The 25,833-nt window shown below is 48.4% G+C and carries 22 protein-coding genes, 1 tRNA gene and 4 pseudogenes; 17 read left to right on the forward strand and 10 right to left on the reverse strand.

What is annotated here, in order from left to right; all coding sequences use genetic code 11:
• Positions 1-22: 22 nt before the first annotated feature.
• The 7 genes from dinB (at position 23) to H9644_RS18975 (ending at position 4,802) form a co-directional block, all read left to right on the forward strand.
• Positions 23-1,078, forward strand: a complete 1,056-nt coding sequence (gene dinB, locus H9644_RS18945; RefSeq protein ID WP_064530475.1) for a DNA polymerase IV — start codon at positions 23-25, stop codon at positions 1,076-1,078.
• Between the two features lie 51 nt (positions 1,079-1,129).
• Positions 1,130-1,423: a type I toxin-antitoxin system antitoxin YafN gene (gene yafN, locus H9644_RS18950; RefSeq protein ID WP_191776000.1), complete on the forward strand. Its 294-nt coding sequence runs from the start codon at positions 1,130-1,132 to the stop codon at positions 1,421-1,423.
• Between the two features lie 2 nt (positions 1,424-1,425).
• Positions 1,426-1,824 carry a type II toxin-antitoxin system mRNA interferase toxin YafO gene (yafO, locus tag H9644_RS18955; RefSeq protein ID WP_001263497.1) on the forward strand — a complete coding sequence of 133 codons (399 nt, stop codon included), beginning with the start codon at positions 1,426-1,428 and terminating at the stop codon, positions 1,822-1,824.
• A 9-nt stretch (positions 1,825-1,833) separates the two neighbouring features.
• Entirely contained in the window at positions 1,834-2,286 is a 453-nt protein-coding gene (locus tag H9644_RS18960; protein WP_074399668.1) for a GNAT family N-acetyltransferase, read from the forward strand.
• A 193-nt stretch (positions 2,287-2,479) separates the two neighbouring features.
• On the forward strand, positions 2,480-3,619 hold the full coding sequence (locus H9644_RS18965; protein ID WP_191776003.1) for an RNA ligase RtcB family protein: 1,140 nt from the start codon (positions 2,480-2,482) through the stop codon (positions 3,617-3,619).
• Positions 3,616-4,230, forward strand: coding sequence for a peptide chain release factor H (prfH, locus tag H9644_RS18970; RefSeq protein WP_191776006.1), 615 nt, complete (start codon positions 3,616-3,618; stop codon positions 4,228-4,230). Before H9644_RS18965 ends, prfH begins: the two co-directional genes overlap by 4 nt.
• A gap of 62 nt (positions 4,231-4,292) precedes the next feature.
• The gene (locus tag H9644_RS18975; protein ID WP_064530480.1) at positions 4,293-4,802 is read left to right on the forward strand and encodes a metal-dependent hydrolase; all 510 of its coding nucleotides are present in this window, start codon (positions 4,293-4,295) and stop codon (positions 4,800-4,802) included.
• A gap of 16 nt (positions 4,803-4,818) precedes the next feature.
• On the opposite strand, the gene H9644_RS18980 is transcribed toward H9644_RS18975, so the two are convergent.
• Positions 4,819-5,103, reverse strand: coding sequence for a hypothetical protein (locus tag H9644_RS18980; protein WP_077883558.1), 285 nt, complete (start codon positions 5,101-5,103; stop codon positions 4,819-4,821).
• Between the two features lie 5 nt (positions 5,104-5,108).
• Positions 5,109-6,566, reverse strand: coding sequence for a cytosol nonspecific dipeptidase (gene pepD, locus H9644_RS18985; protein ID WP_064530481.1), 1,458 nt, complete (start codon positions 6,564-6,566; stop codon positions 5,109-5,111).
• A 260-nt stretch (positions 6,567-6,826) separates the two neighbouring features.
• Here pepD and gpt point away from each other — a divergent pair, with 260 nt between their 5' ends.
• From gpt to crl, 3 genes are all read left to right on the forward strand, one after another.
• Positions 6,827-7,285, forward strand: coding sequence for a xanthine phosphoribosyltransferase (gene gpt / locus H9644_RS18990; protein WP_001291991.1), 459 nt, complete (start codon positions 6,827-6,829; stop codon positions 7,283-7,285).
• Positions 7,286-7,377: 92 nt separating this feature from the next.
• Positions 7,378-8,622, forward strand: a complete 1,245-nt coding sequence (frsA, locus tag H9644_RS18995) for an esterase FrsA (protein WP_191776009.1) — start codon at positions 7,378-7,380, stop codon at positions 8,620-8,622.
• Positions 8,623-8,679: 57 nt separating this feature from the next.
• The gene (crl, locus tag H9644_RS19000) at positions 8,680-9,081 is read left to right on the forward strand and encodes a sigma factor-binding protein Crl (RefSeq protein WP_064530483.1); all 402 of its coding nucleotides are present in this window, start codon (positions 8,680-8,682) and stop codon (positions 9,079-9,081) included.
• A 38-nt stretch (positions 9,082-9,119) separates the two neighbouring features.
• Here the strand turns inward: crl and phoE are convergent.
• Positions 9,120-10,174 (reverse strand): annotated as a pseudogene (phoE, locus tag H9644_RS19005) (phosphoporin PhoE).
• Between the two features lie 287 nt (positions 10,175-10,461).
• On the opposite strand from phoE, the gene proB reads away from it, so the two are divergent.
• From proB to H9644_RS19020, 3 genes are all read left to right on the forward strand, one after another.
• A complete protein-coding gene (gene proB, locus H9644_RS19010; RefSeq protein WP_064530485.1) occupies positions 10,462-11,565 on the forward strand; it encodes a glutamate 5-kinase in 1,104 nt (367 codons plus the stop codon).
• Between the two features lie 11 nt (positions 11,566-11,576).
• On the forward strand, positions 11,577-12,830 hold the full coding sequence (gene proA, locus H9644_RS19015; RefSeq protein ID WP_191776011.1) for a glutamate-5-semialdehyde dehydrogenase: 1,254 nt from the start codon (positions 11,577-11,579) through the stop codon (positions 12,828-12,830).
• Between the two features lie 115 nt (positions 12,831-12,945).
• A tRNA-Thr gene (locus H9644_RS19020) sits at positions 12,946-13,021 on the forward strand.
• A gap of 14 nt (positions 13,022-13,035) precedes the next feature.
• Here the strand turns inward: H9644_RS19020 and H9644_RS19025 are convergent.
• The 4 genes and pseudogenes from H9644_RS19025 to H9644_RS22005 form a co-directional block, all read right to left on the reverse strand.
• Positions 13,036-13,155 (reverse strand): annotated as a pseudogene (locus H9644_RS19025) (integrase); the annotation flags it as partial.
• Positions 13,156-13,481: 326 nt separating this feature from the next.
• Positions 13,482-13,583: a small membrane protein YkgR gene (ykgR, locus tag H9644_RS19030; RefSeq protein ID WP_064530486.1), complete on the reverse strand. Its 102-nt coding sequence runs from the start codon at positions 13,581-13,583 to the stop codon at positions 13,482-13,484.
• Positions 13,584-13,912: 329 nt separating this feature from the next.
• Entirely contained in the window at positions 13,913-14,164 is a 252-nt protein-coding gene (locus tag H9644_RS19035; protein WP_191776013.1) for a YdgH/BhsA/McbA family protein, read from the reverse strand.
• Positions 14,165-14,297: 133 nt separating this feature from the next.
• Positions 14,298-14,515: pseudogene (locus H9644_RS22005) on the reverse strand (SDR family oxidoreductase); the annotation flags it as partial.
• A gap of 235 nt (positions 14,516-14,750) precedes the next feature.
• On the opposite strand from H9644_RS22005, the pseudogene H9644_RS19045 reads away from it, so the two are divergent.
• A pseudogene (locus H9644_RS19045) lies at positions 14,751-15,643 on the forward strand (LysR family transcriptional regulator).
• A gap of 34 nt (positions 15,644-15,677) precedes the next feature.
• On the opposite strand, the gene H9644_RS19050 reads toward H9644_RS19045, so the two are convergent.
• Both H9644_RS19050 and H9644_RS19055 read right to left on the reverse strand, forming a co-directional pair.
• Positions 15,678-16,667: an aldo/keto reductase gene (locus H9644_RS19050; RefSeq protein WP_191776016.1), complete on the reverse strand. Its 990-nt coding sequence runs from the start codon at positions 16,665-16,667 to the stop codon at positions 15,678-15,680.
• Between the two features lie 26 nt (positions 16,668-16,693).
• Positions 16,694-17,545 carry an aldo/keto reductase gene (locus H9644_RS19055; protein ID WP_191776019.1) on the reverse strand — a complete coding sequence of 284 codons (852 nt, stop codon included), beginning with the start codon at positions 17,543-17,545 and terminating at the stop codon, positions 16,694-16,696.
• Positions 17,546-18,111: 566 nt separating this feature from the next.
• On the opposite strand from H9644_RS19055, the gene fdeC reads away from it, so the two are divergent.
• Positions 18,112-22,359, forward strand: coding sequence for an inverse autotransporter adhesin FdeC (gene fdeC / locus H9644_RS19060; RefSeq protein WP_191776022.1), 4,248 nt, complete (start codon positions 18,112-18,114; stop codon positions 22,357-22,359).
• Between the two features lie 123 nt (positions 22,360-22,482).
• Here the strand turns inward: fdeC and H9644_RS19065 are convergent, their stop codons facing one another.
• The gene (locus H9644_RS19065; protein ID WP_064530493.1) at positions 22,483-23,340 is read right to left on the reverse strand and encodes a helix-turn-helix domain-containing protein; all 858 of its coding nucleotides are present in this window, start codon (positions 23,338-23,340) and stop codon (positions 22,483-22,485) included.
• A gap of 394 nt (positions 23,341-23,734) precedes the next feature.
• Between H9644_RS19065 and H9644_RS19070 the strand changes: the two genes are divergently transcribed.
• Positions 23,735-24,604, forward strand: coding sequence for an aldo/keto reductase (locus H9644_RS19070; protein ID WP_191776025.1), 870 nt, complete (start codon positions 23,735-23,737; stop codon positions 24,602-24,604).
• A 501-nt stretch (positions 24,605-25,105) separates the two neighbouring features.
• Entirely contained in the window at positions 25,106-25,825 is a 720-nt protein-coding gene (locus H9644_RS19075; RefSeq protein WP_191776028.1) for a (Fe-S)-binding protein, read from the forward strand.
• Positions 25,826-25,833: the final 8 nt, after the last annotated feature.

Below are 25,833 nucleotides of genomic sequence, written 5' to 3' on the forward strand. Positions count from 1 at the left end.
TACCAGTATTGAGAGGTGAGCAATGCGTAAAATCATTCATGTGGATATGGACTGCTTTTTCGCAGCGGTGGAGATGCGCGACAATCCCGCCCTGCGCGATATCCCTATTGCTATTGGCGGCAGTCGCGAACGTCGGGGGGTGATCAGCACCGCGAATTATCCCGCGCGTAAATTTGGCGTACGTAGCGCAATGCCAACTGGGATGGCGCTCAAATTATGCCCGCATCTCACCTTGCTTCCTGGGCGCTTTGACGCCTACAAAGAAGCCTCGAATCATATCCGCGAAATTTTCTCGCGCTACACCTCGCGTATTGAACCACTGTCGCTGGATGAAGCCTATCTTGACGTTACCGACAGCGTGCATTGCCACGGTTCTGCGACTCTCATCGCCCAGGAAATCCGCCAGACGATTTTCAACGAGTTGCACCTGACGGCATCTGCGGGCGTGGCGCCGGTAAAGTTTCTCGCTAAAATCGCCTCCGACATGAATAAACCCAACGGCCAGTTTGTGATTACTCCGGCGGAAGTTCCGGCATTTCTGCAAACCTTGCCGCTGGCAAAGATTCCCGGCGTCGGCAAAGTCTCGGCGGCAAAACTGGAAGCGATGGGGCTGCGGACCTGCGGTGATGTGCAAAAGTGTGATCTGGTGACGTTGCTTAAACGCTTTGGCAAATTTGGCCGCATTTTATGGGAGCGTAGCCAGGGCATTGACGAGCGCGACGTTAACAGCGAACGGTTACGAAAATCCATCGGCGTGGAACGCACGATGGCGGAAGATATTCATCACTGGCCTGAATGTGAAGCGATTATCGAGCGGCTGTATCCGGAGCTGGAACGCCGTCTGGCAAAGGTGAAACCTGATTTACTGATCGCCCGCCAGGGAGTGAAATTAAAGTTCGACGATTTTCAGCAAACCACCCAGGAGCATGTCTGGCCACGGCTGACTAAAGCTGATCTCATCGCCACCGCGCGTAAAACCTGGGATGAACGTCGCGGCGGGCGCGGTGTGCGACTGGTGGGGCTGCATGTGACGTTGCTGGATCCGCAAATGGAAAGACAGCTGGTGCTGGGATTATGATGTATACTATTATGTATATTCTGGTGTTCATTGTTATGAGGGGATAATTGTATGCATCGAATTCTCGCTGAAAAATCGGTCAATATCACTGAGTTACGTAAAAATCCAGCTAAATACTTTATTGATCAACCAGTTGCGGTTCTTTCTAATAATCGCCCCGCAGGATATCTCTTAAGTGCCAACGCATTTGAAGCATTAATGGACATGCTTGCTGAACAAGAGGAGAAAAAGCCCATAAAGGCGCGCTTCCGTCCGAGTGCTGCAAGATTAGAGGAAATTACACGCCGCGCTGAACAATATCTTAATGATATGACGGATGATGATTTCAATGACTTTAAGGAATAAGGATGCGGGTATTCAAAACAAAACTTATTCGCCTGCAACTTACAGCAGAGGAACTTGATGCGTTAACGGCGGATTTTATTTCCTATAAGCGTGACGGTGTTTTGCCAGATATATTTGGTCGCGATGCACTCTACGACGACTCGTTTACCTGGCCATTAATCAAATTTGAGCGAGTTGCTCATATTCATATGGCAAATGAGAATAATCCATTTCCGCCACAGTTGCGCCAATTCAGCAGAACGAATGACGAAGCGCATTTGGTATATTGTCAGGGTGCGTTTGATGAGCAAGCATGGTTGCTCATTGCCATTCTGAAACCTGAACCTCATAAACTGGCTAGAGATAACAACCAAATGCATAAAATTGGGAAAATGGCAGAAGCGTTTCGCATGCGTTTTTGAATTTATATTATGAATAACATACAAATAAGAGACTATCAGCCTGGCGATTTTCAGCAACTATGCGCTATTTTCCTTAGAGCGGTTACGATGACTGCCAGTCAGCATTATTCACCACAACAAATTGCCGCCTGGGCGCAGATTGACGAATCTCGCTGGAAGGAGAAACTCGCGAAATCACAAGTGCGGGTGGCTATGATTAATGCACAACCGGTTGGATTTATTACCTGTATTGAGCATTATATCGATATGTTATTTGTTGACCCTGAATACACTCACCGCGGAGTTGCCAGCGCCTTGTTAAAACCTTTTATTAAGTCTGAATCCGAACTTACGGTTGATGCCAGCATAACCGCAAAACCCTTTTTTGAACGTTATGATTTTCAGGTAGTTAAGCAGCAGCGCGTTGAATGCCGGGGAGAGTGGTTTATTAATTTTTATATGCGTTATAAACAGCAACATTAAATCCAGCTTGCAATGAAAATAACGTAAGCTTAGTATGTGCGCGTTTTCTTATTCCACAAACTGCAAGGAGGTAAATCATGACAAATCCTTTATCAATGACTCTTTGCAGACCTTTCCAGGATTAATTCTTTTTTTCTTGCCCTGGATTCGTCTGCCATTTCCTGATTTTTTATATTTATAAATGGAATGGTACATGGGCAAATATATTCGTCCCTTATCCGATGCGGTGTTTACTATCGCATCCGATGACCTGTGGATCGAAAGTTCAGCGATCCAACAATTACATACCACGGCAAATTTACCCAACATGCAACGCGTAGTAGGGATGCCTGATTTACACCCCGGACGCGGCTACCCGATTGGAGCAGCGTTCTTTTCCATTGGTCGTTTTTACCCGGCGCTGGTCGGCAATGATATCGGCTGCGGCATGGCGCTATGGCAAACAGATATCCTTACCCGCAAATACAACGCCGATAAGTTCGAAAAGCGATTATCTGCGCTGGATGACGTTGCTGAAGAAAGCTGGCTGGAGGAAAACCTGCCATCAGCATTTGCACAGCACCCGTGGCGCAGCGCGCTTGGCTCCATCGGTGGCGGTAACCACTTCGCAGAACTGCAACAGATAGATCAAATCATCGACGCTGAACTGTTTGCACTGGCAGGCCTGGATGCGCAGCATCTGCAACTGCTGGTTCATAGCGGCTCGCGTGGTTTCGGGCAGTCTGTTTTACAAAAACATATTGCCTCATTTTCGCATCATGGTTTGCCGGAAGGCAGTGACGACGCACTATGTTATATCGCGGAGCATGACGATGCGCTGGCGTTTGCTCGCATGAATCGCCAGATGATCGCTCTGCGCATAATGCAACAGGTGAAAGCCATCGGAAGTCCGGTTCTGGATGTGGCGCATAACTTTATTACCGCGAGTCAAATTGGCGATCAACCAGGCTGGTTACACCGTAAAGGGGCTACGCCAGATGACAGTGGTCTGGTGGTTATCTCGGGGTCACGCGGTGATTACTCATGGCTTGTACAGCCTGTCAGTAGCGAAGAAACATTGCACTCGCTGGCGCATGGGGCTGGGCGCAAATGGGGGCGCTCTGAGTGTAAAGGGCGTCTGGCGGCGAAATACACGGCGACGCAACTCTCACGTACTGAACTTGGTAGCCGGGTAATTTGCCGCGATAAACAGCTCATCTTTGAAGAGGCTCCACAAGCCTATAAACCGGCAGAAAGCGTGGTGCAATGTCTGGTGCAGGCCGGTTTAATTATTCCTGTCGCGCGGCTGCGCCCGGTACTGACGCTCAAAAACAGTGGAGGGAAAAAAGGATGATCTTGTTGCAACTCTCCTCTGCACAGGGGCCGGAAGAATGCTGTCTCGCCGTAAAAAAGGCGCTGGACAGGCTGATTAAAGAAGCTGCCCGTCAAGACGTCGCGGTAACAGTGCTGGAAACAGAAACGGGCCGTTACCCTGACACATTGCGTTCGGCACTGGTTTCTCTGGATGGCGACAACGCATGGGCATTAAGCGAAAGCTGGTGTGGCACTATTCAATGGATTTGTCCGAGTCCGTATCGACCTCATCATGGGCGCAAAAACTGGTTTCTTGGTATTGGACGTTTTACTGCTGATGAGCAGGAACAATCAGATGCGATCCGGTATGAGACGCTGCGTTCGTCGGGGCCAGGCGGTCAACATGTCAATAAAACCGACTCGGCGGTGCGCGCCACGCATCTGGCCACCGGGATTAGCGTGAAAGTACAGTCCGAGCGCAGCCAGCATGCTAACAAACGGCTGGCGCGATTGCTGATTGCCTGGAAGCTGGAACAACAGCAACAGGAAAATAGCGCGGCGCTGAAATTGCAGCGGCGAATGTTCCATCACCAAATTGAACGTGGTAACCCGCGACGGACATTTACAGGGATGGCATTTATCGAAGGGTAATTGAGGAACGTCTCCCGCCGTTTTCTTCGTGAAAGCGGCGGACAAAAACGAAAGGAATCGTCATGTTTATTGGTCATCTTCCTGCTGGATATTTAATAACTTGTACTTTAGTTAAACGCTTGCCGCTGATTGCTCGTCATGCGCGCTGGGCGATGATTATTGGCTTAGTCGGGGCCGTTGCACCCGATTTCGATCTCTTCTGGTGCTATCTGGTGGATAATGGGCAACGACATCATCATCTTTACCCGTCTCATTGGCCATTATTATGGTTTGCTCTGCTGGCGGCGACATTAGTCTGGGCAGGAATAGCGAAGAATAAACTGCCGGCGTGGTTGGGCGTGGTGTTTTGCCTGAATAGTATCGTGCATTTATTACTCGATACGCTGGTCGGTGATATCTGGTGGCTGATGCCTTTCGTTAACCAACCATTTGCACTCTTTCATATTACGGCGATACATCATCCGTGGTGGCTCAATTTTTTATTACACTGGTCGTTTTTACTGGAACTGGCATTAGTGGCTGCCGCCATTGCCGTGTGGTGCAGGCGTAATGCCAAAATGGTAAAAGCATGAAAAAATTATTCTGACTTTAAGCGGCGTAACATGTTTCCTGGGGAAATTCTCCCGTGGTTAAGTATGTTCTTCTGACTTTTCCCCAGGCTCTGAACATATAAAAATTCTGCTTTTCACCCTTAAGTTCTTTCACGGATTCCAGCGCAAAATTTTCTTTGGTGATCAGAAATTCCCCCCATGAAAAATGGTCGCAACTATATAAATATGCGACCTTTTCCTGGGTTTCATAATGTTTTGTTATTTCGATATAGATAGCCATTGACTTCAAACAGAAGTCCACGCCCGCAGGCGTGGACTTCATCGTTATTACTTCGCCGGAATTTCTTTCAGCAGTTCAGTCAGAAGCCGCCAGTAATGACCAACGCTTTCGATATGAACTTGCTCATCCGGAGAGTGTGGACCGGTAATGGTTGGCCCGATAGAAACCATGTCCATTTCCGGATACGGTTTTTTGAACAGACCACATTCCAGACCCGCGTGGATAATCTGGATGTTCGGCGTCTTGTTGAACAGACGTTGATAGGTTTCACGTACCAGATGCATCACCGGAGAGTTAGCATCTGGCTGCCAGCCAGGATATGCGCCTTTCGCTTCGGTTTTCGCGCCAGCCAGTTTACCCAGCGAATCCAGCATACTGACCACGTAGTCTTTACCGCTGTCGATCAGAGAACGGATCAGGCAGTGAATTTCTACGTTGTTGTCGGTCATGGTCACCACACCCACGTTCAGTGAGGTTTCAACCACGCCTTTTGCCACGTCGGAATTACGGATAACGCCGTTCGGGGTGGCGTTCAGCAGACGAATAAAGGTATCGCGAGATTTCGCAATCAGGGCAGCTTTGTCGTTCGCTACAGAATCCAGCAGCAATGCCAGATTCTTCTCTTTTTCTGCCAGTTCGTTTTTCAGGATCTCCTGATAGGTATTCACCAGAGATTTCAGTGCGTCGACTTTGTCAGCTGCGACTGCGATGGTCGCAAAGGCTTCACGCGGGATGGCGTTACGCAGTGTGCCGCCGTTGAAATCGATAAGGCGCAGATCCAGCTCTTCTGCATGGCCCGCCAGGAAGCGCACCAGCAGTTTGTTCGCGTTACCCAGACCTACGTGAATTTCACCGCCGGAGTGACCGCCTTTCAGACCTTTTAAGGTTAACTTGAAGGTTTCAAAGCCAGCCGGAACCGCTTCACGATCTAAATGCAGGTTGGAGGTGAAGTCGATGCCCCCCGCACAACCCATGTAGATTTCACCTTCTTCTTCGGAGTCGGTGTTAATCAGAATGTCAGCCTGCAACCAGTTGCTCTGTAAGCCGAACGCACCGTCCATACCGGCTTCTTCGGTCATGGTCAGCAGCACTTCCAGCGGGCCGTGAACCACGTTGTCATCAGCCAGAACGGCCAGTGCAGACGCCATACCAATGCCGTTATCTGCGCCCAGAGTGGTACCGCGCGCTTTAACCCATTCGCCATCAATATAAGGCTGGATAGGATCTTTGGTGAAGTCGTGCACGGTGTCGTTGTTTTTCTGTGGCACCATATCGAGGTGAGCCTGCAAGACAACCGGTTTACGGTTTTCCATACCTGCGGTAGCAGGTTTACGAATCAGGATATTACCTACCTGATCGCGTTCGACGTGGAAACCTTTCTCTTTTGCCCAACCAACGATGTATTCAGCGAGTTGTTCTTCATGATAGGACGGGTGAGGAATAGAACAGATTTTTGCAAAAATATCCCACAGCGGCTGTGGAGATAATTGAGACAGTTCAGACACGTTAAGTCTCCTTGTCGATCACCCGCAAAACAGTATTGCAGGTCACAGGGTTAGCAGAAAATGTTGTCAGCACAAGTCAGGCTTGCGAGATATGTTTGAGAATACCACTTTATCCAGCGACAGGTAGTAGCAGTGCGTAAAAAGACGCGGACTTATGTGAAATACTGGTTTTTAGTGCGCCAGATCTCTATAATCTCGCGCAACCTATTTTCCCCTCGAACACTTTTTAAGCCGTAGATAAACAGGCTGGGACACTTCACATGAGCGAAAAATACATCGTCACCTGGGACATGTTGCAGATCCATGCACGTAAACTGGCAAGCCGCCTGATGCCTTCTGAACAGTGGAAAGGCATTATTGCCGTTAGCCGTGGCGGTCTGGTACCGGGAGCATTGCTGGCGCGTGAGCTGGGTATTCGTCATGTCGATACCGTTTGTATTTCCAGCTACGATCACGATAACCAGCGCGAACTGAAAGTACTGAAGCGCGCGGAAGGCGATGGTGAAGGCTTTATCGTCATTGATGACCTGGTAGATACCGGTGGTACTGCGGTTGCGATTCGTGAAATGTATCCTAAAGCACACTTTGTGACTATCTTCGCGAAACCGGCTGGTCGTCCTTTAGTTGATGATTATGTGGTTGATATCCCACAAAATACCTGGATTGAGCAGCCGTGGGATATGGGCGTTGTGTTCGTTCCGCCTATCTCTGGTCGCTGATTTTTTCAACGCCTGGCAATGCCAGGCGTTGTTCTTTTTAACTTCAGGCAGGGTACAATAGCGTCCAGTAAGCATTCCTGGAGGTTGCATCAATGACACAGGCTAACCTGAGTGAAACCCTGTTTAAACCCCGCTTTAAACACCCTGAAACCTCGACGCTTGTCCGCCGCTTTAATCACGGCGCACAACCCCCTGTGCAGTCGGCCCTCGATGGCAAAACTATTCCTCACTGGTATCGCATGATTAACCGCCTGATGTGGATCTGGCGCGGCGTTGATCCGCGTGAAATCCTCGATGTCCAGGCGCGTATTGTGATGAGCGATGCCGAACGTACCGATAATGATTTATACGATACGGTAATTGGCTACCGCGGCGGCAACTGGATTTATGAATGGGCCACTCAGGCGATGGAATGGCAACAGAAAGCATGTGCGCAAGAAGATCCGCAGGTCAGCGGGCGTTACTGGCTACATGCTGCCACGTTATATAACATCGCTGCCTATCCCCATCTGAAAGGGGATGACCTGGCAGAGCAAGCGCAGGCATTAGCAAACCGAGCTTATGAAGAAGCGGCGCAACGTCTGCCGGGTACCATGCGTCAGATGGAGTTCACCGTACCAGGTGGCTCGCCCATCACTGGCTTTTTGCATATGCCACAAGGTGATGGCCCGTTCCCGACCGTATTAATGTGTGGTGGCCTGGATGCGATGCAGACGGACTATTACACTCTTTATGAACGTTATTTTGCGCCCCGTGGTATTGCGATGCTGACTATTGATATGCCCTCGGTCGGTTTTTCCTCGAAGTGGAAACTCACCCAGGATTCCAGCCTGCTGCACCAACATGTCTTAAAGGCACTGCCCAACGTTCCATGGGTAGATCACACTCGCGTTGCCACCTTTGGTTTTCGTTTCGGTGCTAACGTTGCTGTACGCCTGGCTTATCTCGAGGCATCACGTTTGAAAGCGGTGGCCTGTCTTGGCCCGGTGGTTCACACCCTGCTGAGTGATTTTAAGTGCCAGCAACAAGTGCCGGAAATGTATCTTGACGTTCTGGCGAGCCGACTGGGAATGCATGATGCTTCTGATGAAGCGTTGCGTGTTGAGCTGAATCGCTACTCATTAAAAGTGCAAGGATTGCTGGGACGTCGTTGCCCAACGCCAATGTTATCAGGGTACTGGAAGAACGATCCGTTCAGCCCGGAAGAGGATTCACGCTTAATCACGTCGTCATCTGCTGATGGTAAATTGTTAGAGATTCCGTTTAACCCCGTGTATCGGAGTTTTGACAAGGCGCTTCAGGAAATTACCAACTGGATCGAAAAACGGTTGTGTTAAAAATTTGCTAAATTTTGTCAATTTGGTAAAACAGTTGCATCACAACAGGAGATCGCAATGACGTTACCGAGTGGACACCCGAAAAGCAGATTGATCAAAAAATTTACCGCACTAGGCCCGTATATTCGTGAAGGTAAGTGCGAAGATAATCGATTCTTTTTCGATTGTCTGGCTGTATGCGTCAACGTGAAACCCGCGCCGGAAGTGCGTGAGTTTTGGGGCTGGTGGATGGAACTGGAAGCGCAGGAATCCCGTTTTACTTACAGTTACCAGTTTGGTCTGTTTGATAAAGCAGGCGACTGGAAGAGTGTTCCGGTAAAAGACACTGAAGTGGTTGAGCGACTGGAACACACCCTGCGTGAGTTTCACGAGAAGCTGCGTGAACTGTTGGTGACGTTGAATCTGAAACTGGAACCGGCGGATGATTTTCGTGACGAGCCGGTGAAGTTAACGGCGTGAATGAAATGTGCCGGATGCATCGCATCCGGCAATATTCATTAAAACTGATAGGTCATGCCAACCGCGACAATATCATCATTATTGATATTCAGCTTATTATCGCTATCCAGTTGGTTTATTTTATAATCGACAAACGCCGACATATTTTTGTTGAAATAATAAGTAGCACCGACATCGATATAATTGACCAGATCTTCATCACCGATCCCTTCAATATCTTTCCCTTTCGATAAGACATAACCCAACGACGGACGCAGACCAAAATCAAACTGGTATTGAGCGACCGCTTCAACGTTCTGTGTCTTATTGGCAAAGCCGCCAGATATTGGCGTCATTTTGCGTGTTTCAGAATAGAAGGTGGCCAGATAAATATTATTAGCATCGTATTTCAGGCCTGTAGCCCACGCTTCTGCACGCTTGCCCGTGCCTCGGCTTTGCAGATTTTGCTCGTTGGTGCGATCAGAGTTGGTATAGGCACCACTGATAGCGAAATCGCTGCCGCCAAAGTCATAGGTTAACGAGGTGCCGAAGCCATCGCCATTCTGCTTTTTCACATCACGGTTTTCGTTTTTCCCTTGATATTGCAGGGTTAAATTCAGACCATCGATAACGCCGAAAAAGTCTGTGTTCCGATACGTCGCCAGACCGCTGGCGCGTTTGGTCATAAAGTTATCGGTCTGCGCGGAGGAGTCGCCACCGAATTCCGGGAACATATCGGTCCAGGCTTCCACGTCATATAACGCGCCCAGGTTACGACCATAATCGAAAGATCCTAAATCCTTATATTTCAATCCGGCAAAAGCAAGACGTGTTTTTTGCTGTGCGGTATCACTCTCCGCTTTATTGCCAGCAAACTCTGCTTCCCAACGACCGTAACCAGTTAGTTGATCGTTAATTTGTGTTTCGCCTTTAAAACCAAAGCGGATATAACTCTGGTCGCCATCTTTACTGTCATTATCACTCATATAATGCATGGCTTTAACTTTGCCATAAACATCCAGTTTATTACCGTCTTTGTTATATACTTCTGCGGCCTGTACGGATGCAGAGCCACAATGCCCATCACCACTAATGCCAGAGTGCTCTTTTTCATTTTCATTCCTGATTTTAATTAACGCGCGAATATTCTTCGGAAGAGTTCCGTCGAAAACAGGAAAGTTTTTAACCTGAGATTGTTAAAGATATATTACAGCTTAATAATATTCTTAAAATGTGCTAATTTATTAAATCTGTAATAAAAGCGTAAACAACTGCCGCTACGCTTGCTGATCCCGCGCAACAAAACGCTATGCTTTGCTCGCAGATGGTTGGCAACGGGCGACAGTCCTGCTAAAACGTTCGTTTGATATCATTTTTCCTAAAATTGAATGGCAGAGAATCATGAGTGACAGCCAGACGCTGGTGGTAAAACTCGGCACCAGTGTGCTAACAGGCGGATCGCGCCGCCTGAACCGTGCCCATATCGTTGAACTTGTTCGCCAGTGCGCGCAGTTGCATGCCGCCGGGCATCGGATTGTAATTGTGACGTCGGGCGCGATTGCTGCCGGGCGTGAGCACCTGGGTTACCCGGAACTGCCAGCGACTATCGCCTCAAAACAACTGCTGGCGGCGGTAGGGCAGAGTCGACTGATTCAACTGTGGGAACAGCTGTTTTCAATTTACGGCATTCATGTCGGGCAGATGCTGCTGACCCGTGCCGATATGGAAGATCGTGAACGTTTCCTGAACGCCCGCGATACGCTGCGTGCGCTGCTCGATAACAATATCGTTCCGGTAATTAATGAGAACGATGCTGTCGCTACGGCTGAAATTAAAGTTGGTGACAACGACAACCTTTCGGCACTGGCGGCGATTCTGGCTGGTGCTGATAAGCTACTGCTGCTGACCGATCAAAAAGGCTTGTATACCGCTGACCCACGCAGCAACCCACAGGCAGAGCTGATTAAAGATGTTTACGGCATTGATGACGCACTGCGCGCGATTGCTGGTGACAGCGTTTCAGGCCTGGGAACCGGTGGCATGGGGACTAAATTGCAGGCCGCTGACGTAGCTTGTCGCGCGGGTATTGACACCATTATTGCCGCGGGCAGCAAGCCGGGTGTGATTGGCGACGTGGTGGAAGGTATTTCCGTAGGTACACTGTTCCATGCTCAGGCAACGCCTTTAGAAAACCGAAAACGCTGGATTTTTGGTGCACCGCCAGCCGGTGAAATCACCGTTGATGAAGGGGCAACTGCCGCCATTCTTGAACGCGGCAGCTCTCTGTTGCCGAAAGGCATTAAGAGCGTAACCGGCAACTTCTCGCGTGGTGAAGTGATCCGCATTTGTAACCTCGAAGGTCGCGATATTGCCCACGGCGTCAGTCGCTATAATAGCGATGCGTTGCGCCGTATTGCCGGACATCACTCGCAAGAAATTGATGCAATACTGGGATATGAATACGGCCCGGTTGCCGTTCACCGTGATGACATGATTACCCGTTAAGGAGCAGGCCGATGCTGGAACAAATGGGCATTGCCGCGAAGCAAGCCTCGTATAAATTAGCGCAACTCTCCAGCCGCGAAAAAAATCGCGTGCTGGAAAAGATCGCCGATGAACTGGAAGCACAAAGCGAAAGCATCCTCAATGCTAATACCCAGGATGTTGCTGACGCACGTGCCAATGGTCTTAGTGAAGCGATGCTTGATCGTCTGGCGTTGACGCCCGCGCGGCTGAAAGGCATTGCCGATGATGTGCGCCAGGTGTGTAATCTCGCCGATCCGGTGGGGCAGGTGATTGACGGCGGGGGGCTGGACAGTGGCTTACGTCTGGAGCGTCGTCGCGTACCGCTGGGTGTGATTGGCGTAATTTATGAAGCGCGCCCGAACGTGACGGTCGATGTTGCTTCACTGTGCCTGAAAACGGGTAATGCGGTGATCCTGCGCGGCGGCAAAGAAACCTGTCGCACTAACGCTGCAACGGTGGCGGTGATTCAGGACGCCCTGAAATCCTGCGGTTTACCGGCAGGTGCAGTACAGGCAATTGATAATCCTGACCGCGCGTTGGTCAGTGAAATGCTGCGTATGGATAAATACATCGACATGCTAATCCCGCGCGGCGGTGCTGGTCTGCATAAGCTGTGCCGCGAACAGTCGACGATACCGGTGATCACTGGCGGTATTGGGGTTTGCCATATTTACGTTGATGAAAGTGCAGAGATCGCTGAAGCCCTGAAAGTGATCGTCAACGCGAAAACTCAGCGCCCGAGCACGTGTAATACGGTAGAAACGTTGCTGGTGAATAAAAACATCGCTGATAGCTTCCTGCCCGCGTTAAGCAAGCAAATGGCTGAAAGCGGCGTGACATTACACGCAGATGCTGTCGCACTGGCGCAGTTGCAGGCAGGACCCGCGAAGGTGGTTGCTGTTAAAGCCGAAGAGTATGACGATGAATTTCTGTCATTAGATTTGAACGTTAAAATCGTCAGCGATCTGGACGACGCCATTGCCCATATTCGCGAGCATGGCACGCAACACTCCGATGCGATCTTGACCCGCGATATGCGAAACGCCCAGCGTTTTGTCAACGAAGTGGATTCGTCTGCTGTTTACGTGAACGCCTCTACGCGTTTTACCGACGGTGGTCAGTTTGGTCTTGGCGCGGAAGTCGCGGTAAGCACACAAAAACTCCACGCGCGCGGCCCAATGGGGCTGGAAGCGCTGACCACCTACAAGTGGATCGGCATTGGTGATTACACCATACGTGCGTAAATAAAAACGGGTGATGCAAAAGTAGCCATTTGATTCACAAGGCCATTGACGCATCGCCCGGTTAGTTTTAACCTTGTCCACCGTGATTCACGTTCGTGAACATGTCCTTTTCAGGGCCGATATAGCTCAGTTGGTAGAGCAGCGCATTCGTAATGCGAAGGTCGTAGGTTCGACTCCTATTATCGGCACCATTTAAATCAATAAGTTACACATCATTAGTACCTTCCTTATTTTTTGACTGGGACAAATTTGGGACCGATGGGTTCAGGATCGAGTCTATTTGCCGTACGTGTTCGGTAAGGTGATTAGGAGCGAGGTGAGCATATCACCTCTGTTCAGGTGGCCAAATTCAGTGTGCCACTACACTACCAGATGATCGGTATTAACGCATTTGAGAATGTGGGTGAACCTTGCTTTACCGGCTGATTATTTATCACGCAGCCAAAGTAACAATTTGGTGAACCAACATGCGCATTGGGTAACTAAAATGCTGACTCAATGCGCAATCTCTTTTCGTGCGGCACAAATACGGTTTCTTTAAACTTCCCTGCGAAACCGTACGAATATCCTTCCCCACTGGCATAACTATTACAAAGTAGGTGGAGTATACATATTTTAAATATCACCTAAGGGAATTGTTTTTAGATGTAATTAATAGTAATGGAGGAATAAATAAGCATATTCTACAACTGCAACCAAAACAACAATATTAATCAGCTTATTACTGATTTCTTGTATCTTATTCTCTTTCATTGGTATTTCCTCGCTTTAAAAAAGAGCGCACCTCATAAGCGCCTCTTATATAGATAACGAGTTTGGTCAACCAATTTTTTAAACTGTATCACAAATTTGGAAAGATGTATTACATCAATTATTACTAATCGCACACAAGTGATCCCTGGTCTACGCCTGAGATTGGCCCTGAGGATTAGCTGCTCTCCTTGTATGATCCCCGCATAATTGTGCTATTCACACTCAGAAATGTACCGTGTTTACAATCTGCTGAGACTGCATTTTCGCCGTAAGGACAAGCCATGGAACCGATGCTCATGATAAACAGTCCATGGCACATCATTTACTATTTACTTATAGATTTCAGCAACTCCGTGCAGTTTGTTATTCCCCGTGGTAGACAGGATTTTGAACGACGTTGCTCCTTGCTCATCAGCCTTACGAGAAAGCGCATTCGATAACTCATCAAGCGTCAAGGCATTGCTGGCTGAGACTACACCAATCTTTTCTTTGCCATCTGTATGATTAATTTCTTGCGCTGCAAATGCAACATTCACCGAAATAAAGCCCATGACTAATGTAGTAACAAGTCGTGTTTTCATAACTAATACCTAATCTAAGTTATATGTTTGAAAATGAATTAATATGGGAGAGAACGTCTCTTTCCTGATAATTGTACAGATTAAAGCTGTCATAATACTGACCGCTATATGATAAAATTGTCATATTTTAAAATTAGTTAACCCAGGTGTGCAGATTCAGGTCGTTAATAATACATTCAGGTTCTTCACGCAGAGGCATATTGTCTATATCGAAAAACTCATCGTTTTTTGAGGATTATCACTCTGCAGGTTTGCAAACAGAGGGGGAAAATCCTGCTGCGCTTCTCCTCGTTCTGCGACCAGTTCGAATGGTTTATTTTTAGCGGCGTCGTTGTTCAGGGTACTGACCAGAGCCGCGGGCTGATGACCCATTGCAATAGCGGTATTTACTACATGAATACCGATGCTTCCTGTCGCGCCTGCAACGAGTATTTTCATGGTAAACCTCATGATAATTAATCTTTATTTTCGATACATACAGATTATCAATTATCATGATTGTCAGTAATGTGGCTAAAATAATTGTATCTATGAACGCCCTTCATGAGTGCGCTTTGAAGGGAATGCTTCCATAAGGAAATCGCCAATGCTCAAAGAAAACTTCAACGAACTGCAAATTTTTCTTGTGGTGGCAAGGGAGCGAAGTTTTACCAAAGCAGGGGCAAACTCGGTGTTTCTCAGTCTGCTCTCAGTCATGCAATGAAGGCACTGGAGGAAAGGTTAAATATCCGCCTTCTGACACGGACTACCCGCAGTGTAGCTCCCACAGAAGCGGGGGAGAGAATCATTGCCTGTCTTGAGCCGCGTATAGACGAGCTTGAGCAGGAGCTGGAATCGCTTGTGCAACTGAACGGCACGCCCTCCGGTAATATTCGTTTATCCGCCGGGGAACATGCCGCACAAAGTCTGGTCTGGCCAAAGCTAAAACCGTTCCTCAGGGAGTATCCCGAAATCAATGTTGAACTGGTGGTGGATAACGGTTTTGTCGATATTGTTGAAGGCCGTTTTGATGCAGGGATCCGTCTGGGTGAAAGTGTGGATAAGGATATGATTGCAGTGCGGATTGGACCAGATATGCGGATGGCCGTGGTGGGGGCGCCGGAGTATTTTGCCGCTAACTCCTTACCTGAAACACCTCACGAGCTACAAAATCATTGCTGCATCAATATGCGTTTGCCAACCGCCGGCGGGCTTTACCACTGGGAGTTCGAGCGAGAAGGGAAACCACTTCGCGTCAAGGTTGAGGGGCAACTGACGTGTAGCCCATTGCCAGTAAGAATTGATGCCGCGTTATCAGGGTTTGGGATCGCTTGTGTCCCTGAAGACATGGTTCAGGAGTATGTAAAGTCAGGCAAACTTATTCAGGTGTTGCAGGAGTGGTGTCCAACTTTTCCCGGATACTATCTTTACTACCCTAGCCGCAGGCAGCATCCGCCAGCTTTTGCGCTGTTAATCGATGCACTTCGCTATTCAGAGTAACGGGGCCACATTTCGCTGTGGACCCGTTTGGACATCAGCGGCCTACGCGAGCCTGGTGCTCAGGCGAGTAACGTTCACCGACGATTTTAATCGTTTCCAGCGCCTGGGTTATTTGCTGCGTATCTTTCTGCGAAAGAATGATGTTGGCAGCGGCCAGGTTTTCTTCCAGTCGGTGCAGTTTAGTGGTGCCAGGGATGGGAACAATCCATGGCTTTTGTGCTAACAGCCATGCCAGAGCGATTTGTGCAGAGGTTACGCCTTTCTCTGCAGCCAGCTCACCCAACAAGGTGACCAGTTTTTCATTGGCTTCAATCGCCTGTTCGGTGAAACGTGGCACGGTACTGCGGTAATCATCCTTGCCAAACGTCGTTCCTGGTTTAATCGACCCCGTCAGGAAACCTTTGCCTAATGGGCTGAAGGGTACAAAACCAATACCCAGCTCCTCCAGCAACGGCAGAATTTCCTGTTCAGGTTCACGCCACCACATGGAATATTCGCTTTGCAGGGCGGTGACAGGTTGTACAGCGTGCGCACGGCGAATGGTTTGCGCACCCGCTTCGGACAGCCCGAAATGTTGGACTTTACCTTCTGCGATAAGGTCTTTCACCGTTCCTGCAACATCTTCAATCGGGACATCGGGATCGACACGGTGTTGATACAGCAGGTCAATAACATCTGTCTTAAGGCGGCGCAATGATCCTTCAACGGCTTCACGGATATGTTCCGGGCGGCTGTTTAAAATCTGCTGCTTATTATCATCACCGAAGGTAAAACCAAATTTAGTGGCAATCACCACTCGGTCACGAAACGGTTTTAAGGCTTCACCGACCACTTCTTCATTCAGATACGGACCATACACTTCGGCGGTATCGAAGAAGGTGACGCCACGTTCAACCGCAGCACGAATAAGTTCGATAGCCTGACGGGTATCTGTCGCCGGGCCGTAGCCGTGGCTTAAGCCCATGCAACCGAGCCCAAGAGCGGAAACTTCGAGTCCGGATTTACCCAGATAACGTTTTTGCATTGATTGAATACCTCTTTTAGCGCGGCTTAAACAGCAAGTTTGCGGCCAGTCAGCCATTCCACCATGGCGGGATCGCGGTGGGAGAAGAAGGCGCTGGTTGCGGTATCAAGGGCGGTAATTTGCAGCATATCTTCAGGAGCGAGTTCAAAATCGAGAATGTTGATGTTCTCTTCCATGCGTTCTTTGCGTACTGATTTTGCCAGCGAAACAATGCCTCGTTGGTAGATCCAGCGCAGAACAACCTGGCCCACGCTTTTGCCATACTTCTCACCAATTGCCGTGAGAACAGGATGCTGGAACAGACCATTTTTACCTTCCGCAAACGGTGCCCAGGCTTCTGGCTGAATGCCACGGCTTTGCATCCACGGAACGGCCTGTAGCTGCTGGTTGAAGGGGTTAACTTCAATCTGGTTTACCGCAGGAACCACTTTATTAAAGGCGATAAGGTCAGCCAGTCGATCAGGATGGAAATTGCTGACACCAATAGCGCGAATTTTACCTGCCTGTTGCAGCTCTTCCATGGCACGCCAGGCGCCGTGGACATCACCGTAAGGCTGGTGAATCAAATACAGATCAACGTAGTCAAGTTGCAGTCGATTCAAAGAGCGTTCGAACTGGGCTTTGGCCCCTTCATAACTGGTATCCTGCAACCAGAGTTTAGTGGTGACAAAGAGTTCGTTACGCGCAATGCCGCTTTGTTTCAGCGCATTCCCGACCTGGGTTTCATTTTGATAGGAGGCGGCGGTGTCAATCAGTCGATAACCGGTGTTAATCGCATCAATGACCGCTCTTTCGCATTCCGCGGCATCGGTCATCTGAAATACACCAAATCCCAGTAAGGGCATTTCAATACCGTTATTCAGTTTTACTTTTTGCATGGTGTTATCCTTCCGTTATCGTTCATAAGAAGCATAACGTAAAGGCAGTCACGCGATTAGACGGCAGGATTTGTCAGGGGTTATGAACAAAATTCATAAATCTGTCTGTGTGTTTAGATGAGCAGTGCAAGCTCGACATCCCCCGGAATTTACAGCCCGATGAAGGAAAATGAATACCCATAAAAAATATATTGGTTTATTCCTGTGTATATACCTACTTCGACGTAATTCCAATCGTAATAATTTAAAAACAGGTCATTATTATGCACTCTGAATAATGAATTATTCACTGTCCGCAGAGTAAGAAATAGAACGTAGATATCTATTTTATGACTTGCACAAAAAGCTAAATTCTCCCCTGTAAATAAAAATATAATCCCGCGCCAAACCACCTGATGAGTGGCTACAGGCGCTGGATATATTAGGTGGCGGTGCACTTTCTTACATAAAGGTATTTCCTTTTCTGCGGAAAAGGAAACCGGGAAATTACCGGTTTTTCTGACAGGCAGACGCTATTATTTGCGTCTGCCTATGTTCGTTAATTCGTTCATCAGGAAATTATCTCAATGTCACGTTATAAAACAGGTCATAAACAACCACGATTTCGTTATTCATTTCTGGCCCGCTGCGTGGCGTGGGCAAATATCTCTGTTCAGGTCCTTTTTCCACTCGCTGTCACCTTTACGCCAGTAATGGCGGCACGTGCGCAGAATGCGGTTCAGCCACGGTTGAGCATGGAAAATACCACGGTGACTGCTGATGATAATGTGGAGAAAAATGTCGCGTCGTTTGCCGCAAATGCCGGGACATTTTTAAGCAGTCAGCCAGATAGCGATGCAACACGTAACTTTATTACCGGAATGGCCACAGCGAAAGCTAACCAGGAAATACAGGAGTGGCTCGGGAAATATGGTACTGCGCGCGTCAAACTGAATGTCGATAAAGATTTCTCGCTGAAGGATTCTTCGCTTGAAATGCTTTATCCGATTTATGATACGCCGACAAATATGTTGTTCACTCAGGGGGCAATACATCGTACCGACGATCGTACCCAGTCAAATATTGGTTTCGGCTGGCGTCATTTTTCAGGAAATGACTGGATGGCGGGGGTGAACACCTTTATCGACCATGATTTATCCCGTAGTCATACCCGCATTGGTGTTGGTGCGGAATACTGGCGCGATTATCTGAAACTGAGCGCCAATGGGTATATTCGGGCTTCTGGCTGGAAAAAATCGCCGGATGTTGAGGATTATCAGGAACGCCCGGCGAATGGCTGGGATATCCGCGCAGAGGGCTATTTACCTGCCTGGCCGCAGCTTGGCGCAAGCCTGATGTATGAACAGTATTATGGTGATGAAGTCGGGCTGTTTGGTAAAGATAAGCGCCAGAAAGACCCGCATGCTATTTCTGCCGAGGTGACCTATACGCCAGTGCCTCTGCTGACACTGAGTGCCGGGCATAAGCAGGGCAAGAGCGGTGAGAATGACACTCGCTTTGGCCTGGAAGTTAACTACCGAATTGGCGAACCTTTGGAGAAACAACTCGATACGGATAGCATTCGCGAGCGTCGGGTACTGGCAGGCAGCCGCTATGATCTGGTTGAGCGTAATAACAATATCGTTCTTGAGTATCGTAAATCTGAAGTGATCCGTATTGCTCTGCCTGACCGTATTGAAGGTAAGGGCGGGCAGACGGTTTCCCTGGGCCTTGTGGTGAGCAAAGCAACTCACGGTCTGAAAAATGTACAATGGGATGCACCGTCTTTGCTGGCCGCAGGCGGAAAAATTACGGGGCAGGGTAATCAGTGGCAAGTGACGCTGCCGGCTTATCAGGCAGGCAAAGACAATTATTACGCGATTTCTGCGGTTGCCTACGATAACAAAGGCAATGCCTCAAAACGCGTGCAGACAGAGGTGGTCATTACCGGAGCTGGTATGAGTGCCGATCGTACGGCGTTAACGCTTGACGGTCAGAGCCGTATCCAAATGCTTGCTAACGGTAGTGAGCAAAAGCCACTGGTGCTTTCTCTGCGCGACGCCGAGGGGCAGCCAGTCACGGGCATGAAAGATCAGATCAAGAGTAAGCTGACGTTCAAGCCGGCTGGAAATATTGTGACACGTACCCTGAAGGCCACTAAATCACAGGCACAGCCAACGCTGAGTGAGTTCACGGAAACTGAAGCTGGGGTGTACCAGTCGGTCTTTACTACCGGAACGCAATCAGGTGAGGCAACGATTACTGTTAGCGTTGATGGCATGAGCAAAACCGTCACTGCAGAATTGCGTGCCACGATGATGGATGTGTCAAAGTCTACTCTGAGCGTGAATGAACTTTCAGGAGACGTGGTTGCCGATGGTCAGCAATCCCACACGCTGACGCTTACTGCGGTGGATACTGATGGTAACCCGGTGACGGGAGAGGCCAGCCGCTTGCGATTTGTTCCGCAGGATAGCAATGGTGTCACCATTGGTGCCATTTCGGAGATAAAACCAGGCGTTTACAGCGCTACGGTTTCTTCGACCCGTGCCGGAAACGTTGTTGTGCGTGCCTTTAGCGAGCAGTATCAGTTGGGCTCATTACAACAAACGCTGAAGTTTGTCGCCGGGCCGCTTGATGCAGCACATTCGACCATCGCCCTGAATCCGGATAAACCGGTGGTTGGCGGTACGCTTACGGCAATCTGGACGGCAAAAGATGCCAATGGCAACCCTGTAACTGGCCTCAATCCGGATGCACCGTCATTATCGGGCGCAGCCGCTGCGGGGGCTACGGCATCAGGCTGGACGGATAATGGCGACGGGACCTGGACTGCGCAGATTACTCTCGGCACTACGGCGGGGGAATTAGAGGTTATGCCGAAGCTCAATGGGCAGGACGCGGCAGCAAAGGCGGCGAAAGTAACCGTGGTGGCTGATGCGTTATCTTCGAACCAGTCGAAAGTCTCTGTAGCAAAAGATCACGTAAAAGCTGGTGAAAGCACAACCGTGACGCTTATTGCAAAAGATGCGCATGGCAACGCTATCAGTGGCCTTTCCCTGTCGGCAAGCCTGACGGGTGCTGCGTCTGAAGGGGCGACGGTATCCAACTGGACCGAGCAAGGCGATGGTTCCTATGTCGCTACGCTGACCACAGGCGGAAAGACTGGTGAGCTTCTCGTCATGCCGCTCTTCAACGGCCAGCCAGCAGTCACCGATGCTGCGCAGTTGACTGTCGTTGCGGGGGATATGTCATCAGCGAACTCTACGCTTGTTGCTGGCAATGAGGCTCCGACTGTTAAAACGACAACGGAACTCACCTTCACCGCGAAGGATGCGTTCGGGAACCCTGTCACCGGGCTGAAGCCAGATGCACCGCAGTTTAGTGGTGCCGCCAGCACGGGGTCAGAGCGTCCTTCAGCAGGAAACTGGACAGAGAACGGTAATGGGGTCTATGTGGCGACCTTAACTCTGGGATCTGCCGCGGGCCAGTTGTCTGTGATGCCGCGAGTGAACGGCATAAATGCCGCAGCAAAACCGCTGGTGCTGAACGTTGCAGGTGACGCATCTAAGGCTGAGATACGTGATATGACGGTGAAGGTTGATAACCAGCTGGCTAATGGACAGTCGACTAACCAGGTAACCCTGACCGTTGTGGACACCTATGGTAACCCGTTGCAGGGGCAAGAAGTTACGCTGAATTTACCGACGGGTGTGACCAGCAAGACGGGGAATACGGTAACAACCAATACGGCAGGTAAAGCTGACATTGAGCTGATGTCAACGGTTGCCGGGGAACACAGCATCACGGCCTCTGTGAATGGTGTTCAGAAGACGGTTACGGTGAAATTCAAGGCGGATTTCAGTACCGGTCAGGCGAGCCTGGAGGTTGATGACGTATCGCCAAAAGTGGCAAACGACAAAGATGCCTTTACGCTGACGGCAACGGTTAAGGATCAATACGGCAACCTTCTTCCTGGCGCTGTGGTCGTCTTTAATCTGCCTCGGGGCGTCAAACCGCTTGCAGACGGTAATATCATGGTGAACGCCAACGAGGAGGGTAAAGCGGTACTGAAAGTGGTTTCCGTGACTGCCGGAACGTATGAGATCACGGCGTCAGCAGGAAATGACCAGCCTTCGACTGCGCAGACTATAACGTTTGTGGCCGATAAGGCGACCGCAACCGTCTCCGGTATTGAGGTGATTGGCAACTACGCACTGGCGGATGGCAAAGCCAAACAGACGTATAAAGTTACGGTGACTGATGCCAATAACAACCTGTTGAAAGATAGCGACGTGACGCTGACTGCCAGCCCGGCAAATTTAGTTCTGGATCCCGATGGGACGGCGAAAACTAATGAGCAAGGGCAGGCTATTTTCACCGCCACGACCACTGTCGCAGCGAAATATACACTCACGGCGAAAGTGAGTCAGGCCGACGGTCAGGAATCGACGAAAACTGCCGAATCTAAATTCGTCGCGGATGATAAAAATGCGGAACTCAAGGCCTCAACTGATACACCTTCTCTGGTGGCGGATGGGGTACAGACCGCAACAATGACGGTTACCCTGTTCTCGGCAAATAACCCTGTTGGGGGGAATGTGTGGGTCGACATTGAGGCTCCGGAAGGGGTGACGGAGAAGGATTATAAATTCCTGCCGTCGAAGGCTGACCATTTCTCGAGCGGGAAAATCACGCGTACATTTAGTACCAGCAAGCCAGGTGTCTATACGTTTACATACAACGCACTGACGTATGGCGGGTACGAAATGAAGCCTGTGAAGGTGACAATTAACGCCGTTGCTGCAGAGACTGAAGACGCTGAGGAGAAATAAAAGCGACGATGTAATAAATAATAATGGCGTTGACATGCGCAGCGCCATTATTTACTGAATACCTACCCTGGTACCGATTAGACGGTGGCAGGGTAGGTAAATCTCATGTGATGGAGTTACAAACTAAACCGGACGAACGGGGATGAAAATTTCGCAAACAACATCATTGCTATCTTGTTCTACGAAATTATCATTGTAATAAAATCGCTCAATATCGCTGCCGTTCACTCTGGCTAACCCCCTTGCAGGTAACTCTATCAGATAGACGTTCCGTACCCAGTCAGGGTAATATTCCCAGTCTCCTTCATAGCGGAAAGAGGCATAAAGTCCCTGGGTCGTTGACCACTCTTTCGGCATGTCTGTATCAGCATGTTCACATACCGTACCGACAAAGGTTTCAACTGTGAGTAAATCGACCGACTTTGTTGATGGTTTAAACGTTGAGACGAAATAGATATCCGTCTTAAAATTCCTCATATATCTGGCTAAATAATGACGTCGCAGTTTAACTTCTTCATCTGGTGATTTATTCGATACTTCAATATCATATTTAAATGCATTGCCAAAAATACGTGTTTCTGGGAAATGGATTAATGTGCAATCAGTTTTTGGATACTGACGTGTTAAAAATGGAGGAAAGATATTTTCCAGATCCCAATAATCACGGAGCCGGTATTCTCGGGGAGAGCATCCGAATAATTTTTTGAATTCGCGACTGAATGACTGCTGTGAATCAAAATGCAAAGATAGTGCAATATCAAGCATAGATTTCGCTGTGAGTCGGACAAGAATGGCCGCCCGGCAAAGTCTTCGTTTGCGAATGTATTCTCCCAGTGGCACATGCATGAAGTTTCTGAACAGGAGCTGGATATTGCGTCTACTGTAGCCAGATTTCTGTGCGATATCTTCGATTGAGATAGGGTTACCGAGATTGCACTCAATCCACTCCAGGAGCTGCTGCAAAATCTTCTGCCTGATCATAACATTCTCCATTTATCCTTCGCCATTTCGCACATTTTTCGTATGACAAAGGCTATAAGTGTATCAAAAATAGAAGGGGCCGAGGCCAGGCGACTGGCAGTATCTCAAATTGTTGGCCAATGTCTGTTGTGCATGCCGGAACCTGGTTGGCCTACAAAATAGCGCAAATTCAATATATTACGATTCTCTGGTTGGTATGATAATCATAGCGCATCAGGCAATGTTGTGCTTGTTATCAATCTCATCGTGTCTGCTTCATTTTTCCCATAATAGAAAAATTACAGTCCCCTATTATTAATGAAATTTTTACATAAGTGATATCAAAATCCACATACTAATCTGTGGCCATGTTTTAACGTAGACTAATGATTCATACGTGATGGAGGGACTGCTAGTGGAATTTTCCGTATTAAGCAACAATATGAAAATGCCGATGATGGGATTTGGTGTTTTTCAGGTTACCGATAAAGAAGTGTGTAAACAATCAGTGTTGAATGCTATCCGAACCGGTTATCGACTCATCGACACTGCAGCGGTATATGGTAATGAAGACGCCGTCGGCGACGCTATTCGTGAAGCCATTTCGGAAGGTTTGTGTACCCGCGAGGAGTTATTTATTACTTCTAAATTGTGGGTGCAGGACATGGTTGATCAGGATACGGCAAAAGCAGGTATTGAAGCGTCATTAAAAAAATCGGGACTTGAATACTTTGATCTCTATTTATTGCACCAGGCAATGCGCGATTATTTCAGTGCATGGCGTGCACTGGAAGAGGCCTATGAAGAGGGCAAACTGAAAGCGATTGGGGTTTCCAATTTCTATCCTCATGTTCTGGCAAACTTTTGTGAAACGGTCAGAATTAAGCCAATGGTCAACCAGGTTGAGTTGCATCCCTATTTTGCCCAACCAGAAGCGCTGGCAACCATGAAGTACTACAACGTGCAGCCTGAAGCATGGGCACCATTAGGCGGTGGAAGACATAAGCCATTTGAAAACAGCCTGCTTCAGGCTATTGCAAATGCCCACCAAAAATCGATTTCTCAGGTAATTCTACGCTGGAATATTCAACGGGGAGTGGTTGTTATTCCAAAATCGACCCATCAGCATCGTATTGAAGAGAACTTTGCAGTCTGGGATTTTTCACTGACAGAGAAAGAGATGGAGCAAATAAGCTCACTTGATCTGGGGTATGTTGGCGAATCCGTAAAACATTTTAATCCTGAGTTTGTTCGTGGCTGTCTTGGCGTAAAATTACATAACTAATTAGAGTACCTGAACCGTACTCTGAAAATATGACTTATAGCAGGTATTTTTATATGTTTTTCTGAATTCCGGATCTCATTATGAAAATAAAAAGCACACACTGAATCGCTTCAGTAAGATAAAATTACAGTTATTAATGGTTGTGTGATTATTGTTAATAATTTTATTTATACTCATTTGGGGTCTATTTTAATAGATGCCAAATGAGTATCTCTAAATGGGTATTTAAGATAAGTTCCATGAGATTCATGGCGTTATTATATCGAATGCATGATTCCGTTTTGTTAGTGGCGATCATAATAAAAATGTGAGCGATGCCGAAAGAAATAAAATTAGCTATTGCATCCAGGTATCCAATGATGGATTATTGATTTGTCATACAAATCAATTTGAATTTGTATTCTGCTACCCAATAAAAAAGCCTCCATTTTTATTGATGTCTGATACCCCGGAAGGGGGGCATTCAGGCATAAATAGAAATGAAGCAATGGAGTATTGGTTGTGAATGTCAATTTCTTTGTTACCTGTATCGGTGATGCACTGAAATCAAGGATGGCACGAGACTCCGTGCTGCTACTGGAAAAACTCGGTTGTCGCGTAAATTTTCCTGAGAAACAGGGATGCTGCGGTCAGCCTGCGATCAATAGTGGTTATATCAAAGAAGCGATCCCAGGGATGAAAAATCTGATCGCTGCACTTGAAGATAACGACGATCCCATTATTTCTCCCGCCGGTTCCTGCACTTACGCCGTCAAAAGTTACCCAATATATCTGGCTGACGAACCAGAATGGGCATTACGTGCAGAAAAGGTCGCTGCGCGTATGCAGGATCTCACTTCTTTTATTGTTAATACATTAGGGGTGGTCGATGTAGGCGCCAGCTTGCAAGGGAGGGCGGTATATCATCCATCCTGTAGTCTGGCTCGTAAGCTGGGTGTGAAGGATGAACCACTTACCCTGCTGAAAAATGTACGCGGACTGGAGCTGTTGCCCTTTGCCGAACAGGATACTTGCTGCGGGTTTGGCGGTACGTTCTCGGTCAAAATGGCCGAAATATCCGGCGAGATGGTGAAAGAAAAGGTTTCACACCTGATGGAGGTCCGTCCTGAGTATTTAATTGGTGCCGACATTAGTTGCTTGCTGAACATCAGTGGGCGATTACAACGGGAAGGGCAGAAAGTCAAAGTGATGCATATTGCTGAAGTGCTGATGAGCCGCTGAGGGGATAA

The organism is Escherichia whittamii (genome assembly GCF_014836715.1).
Lineage (GTDB): Bacteria > Pseudomonadota > Gammaproteobacteria > Enterobacterales > Enterobacteriaceae > Escherichia > Escherichia whittamii.

Excerpts from the sequence above, each read along its gene's own strand:
- crl (WP_064530483.1), top strand. The coding sequence starts at position 8,680 with ATGACGTTACCGAGTGGACACCCGAAAAGCAGATTGATCAAAAAATTT.
- H9644_RS18965 (WP_191776003.1), top strand. The coding sequence starts at position 2,480 with ATGGGCAAATATATTCGTCCCTTATCCGATGCGGTGTTTACTATCGCA.
- gpt (WP_001291991.1), top strand. The coding sequence starts at position 6,827 with ATGAGCGAAAAATACATCGTCACCTGGGACATGTTGCAGATCCATGCA.
- prfH (WP_191776006.1), top strand. The coding sequence starts at position 3,616 with ATGATCTTGTTGCAACTCTCCTCTGCACAGGGGCCGGAAGAATGCTGT.
- yafO (WP_001263497.1), top strand. The coding sequence starts at position 1,426 with ATGCGGGTATTCAAAACAAAACTTATTCGCCTGCAACTTACAGCAGAG.
- H9644_RS18975 (WP_064530480.1), top strand. The coding sequence starts at position 4,293 with ATGTTTATTGGTCATCTTCCTGCTGGATATTTAATAACTTGTACTTTA.
- H9644_RS18960 (WP_074399668.1), top strand. The coding sequence starts at position 1,834 with ATGAATAACATACAAATAAGAGACTATCAGCCTGGCGATTTTCAGCAA.
- H9644_RS18980 (WP_077883558.1), bottom strand. The coding sequence starts at position 5,103 with ATGAAGTCCACGCCTGCGGGCGTGGACTTCTGTTTGAAGTCAATGGCT.
- ykgR (WP_064530486.1), bottom strand. The coding sequence starts at position 13,583 with ATGAAAGAGAATAAGATACAAGAAATCAGTAATAAGCTGATTAATATT.
- proA (WP_191776011.1), top strand. The coding sequence starts at position 11,577 with ATGCTGGAACAAATGGGCATTGCCGCGAAGCAAGCCTCGTATAAATTA.
- dinB (WP_064530475.1), top strand. The coding sequence starts at position 23 with ATGCGTAAAATCATTCATGTGGATATGGACTGCTTTTTCGCAGCGGTG.
- H9644_RS19055 (WP_191776019.1), bottom strand. The coding sequence starts at position 17,545 with ATGCAAAAAGTAAAACTGAATAACGGTATTGAAATGCCCTTACTGGGA.
- yafN (WP_191776000.1), top strand. The coding sequence starts at position 1,130 with ATGCATCGAATTCTCGCTGAAAAATCGGTCAATATCACTGAGTTACGT.
- fdeC (WP_191776022.1), top strand. The coding sequence starts at position 18,112 with ATGTCACGTTATAAAACAGGTCATAAACAACCACGATTTCGTTATTCA.
- H9644_RS19065 (WP_064530493.1), bottom strand. The coding sequence starts at position 23,340 with ATGATCAGGCAGAAGATTTTGCAGCAGCTCCTGGAGTGGATTGAGTGC.
- proB (WP_064530485.1), top strand. The coding sequence starts at position 10,462 with ATGAGTGACAGCCAGACGCTGGTGGTAAAACTCGGCACCAGTGTGCTA.
- H9644_RS19035 (WP_191776013.1), bottom strand. The coding sequence starts at position 14,164 with ATGAAAACACGACTTGTTACTACATTAGTCATGGGCTTTATTTCGGTG.
- frsA (WP_191776009.1), top strand. The coding sequence starts at position 7,378 with ATGACACAGGCTAACCTGAGTGAAACCCTGTTTAAACCCCGCTTTAAA.
- H9644_RS19050 (WP_191776016.1), bottom strand. The coding sequence starts at position 16,667 with ATGCAAAAACGTTATCTGGGTAAATCCGGACTCGAAGTTTCCGCTCTT.